This window comes from Mesorhizobium sp. M7A.F.Ca.CA.003.01.2.1, assembly GCF_003998945.1.
In the GTDB taxonomy this organism is placed as follows: Bacteria; Pseudomonadota; Alphaproteobacteria; order Rhizobiales; family Rhizobiaceae; genus Mesorhizobium; species Mesorhizobium ciceri.
Genome location: NZ_RZRA01001202.1, coordinates 1 through 1,362 on the forward strand (window position 1 = coordinate 1; position 1,362 = coordinate 1,362).

1 protein-coding gene is annotated in these 1,362 nt (G+C 66.1%); it reads right to left on the reverse strand.

Translation table 11 applies throughout. From position 1 onward, the window contains the following. Positions 1 to 70: 70 nt before the first annotated feature. Positions 71 to 1,362, reverse strand: a 1,292-nt coding sequence (locus EN969_RS31190) for an alpha-E domain-containing protein (protein WP_206525281.1), incomplete at its 5' end; no start/stop codon positions are given.

Below are 1,362 nucleotides of genomic sequence, written 5' to 3' on the forward strand. Positions count from 1 at the left end.
GATGACGACCGCCGCCGGCAGCGGAAGCGTAATCATAGTGGAGATGAAGCCTGATATCGTAGAGCATGATTTATCCGAAATAGGCTTTGGCGAGGCTGTTGTAGAGGCCGCCGATTTCGTGGGCGAGCTCGTCCAGCGCCTTTGCCGTCATATCCGAAGGCTCCTTGATGGCGATCTGGGTGTTGAGCTGCAGGATTTCCTTCGCCGCCGGCGACATTTGCCCCTCCCCGCCGAGCGACGGCAACAGGCCGATTTCGGCCTTCAGCCTTTCGAGCTGGAACAGGATGGAGCGCGGGTTAAGCGGATCGAGCGCCAGCAGGTCGATCACCGTGCGCCGGCCGGCCTGCACCGGATATTGGCGGCGATGGGTCATCACGCTGTCGCCGATCTCCAGCATCATGTCGAGCGCGCCGTCCGGCGCCTTGGCGCTGGTCAGCCGCGACAGCGTGCGGGAGATCTGGATGCCGCGCTCCAGCCGGCGGCCGATCTCGAGGAAGCGCCAACCGGCGAAGCGGTACATGTTCTCGTGCAGCAGGCCGGAAAAGCCGGCGAGCTTACGCAGGATGACTGTCATCGCCCGGGTCGCGTCGTCGCCGGGCGCGACCGTCGTTGCGAACTGATGGATGGTTTTCGACAGGTCCTTCAGCGCCAGCCAGCCGTCGGGCGAGAAGCGGTCGCGAATCTGCCCGGCGCTGTAGACCGCGCTATCCAGCGTGCCGATCAGCCCTGACGGGATCGCCGTCTCGACGTCGATGCCGAAAGGTTCGAGATAATCCCTGATGTCGGCGAGCAGCGGCATGTCCGGGTCGGACGTTTCGGCGAGCCGCACATGGTAGGCGCGCAGGATGCGCACCGTGTCTTCCGAGCGCTCGATGTAGCGGCCGAGCCAGGTCAGGTTCTCCGCCGCGCGACTGGGCAGGCTGCCGGGCCTGGTGCGGCTGAAACTGTCGCCTTCCTGCGGCAGCAGCGTCTCGCGCTCCACCGGTTTGTCGCTGACAACCCAGACATCCGCCGCCTGGCCGCCACGCTGCATGGCGATCGCCGTCGGGTCGAGCGACAGGCCGATGCGGGCAAAACCGCCCGGCATCACCGTCCAGCCCTCCGGCGTTCGCGCCAGGTAGACGCGCAGGCTCGCTGGCCGCGGCTCCAGCCACCCGCCGACATAGACGGGCGTCGTCGAAAGCGTCACCGCTTCCTGGCCGACAAAATCGCCGCCATCGCGTTCGATGCGCGCCACCAGCTCCGCCCGCTCTCCGGCCGACAGCGCCGAACCGAGCTTCGTTGAATCGTCATCCTCGAAGGCAAGTCTCGTCGATAGCGCCGGGCCGATCACCATGCGATCGATGTTGGCCAGCACATGCG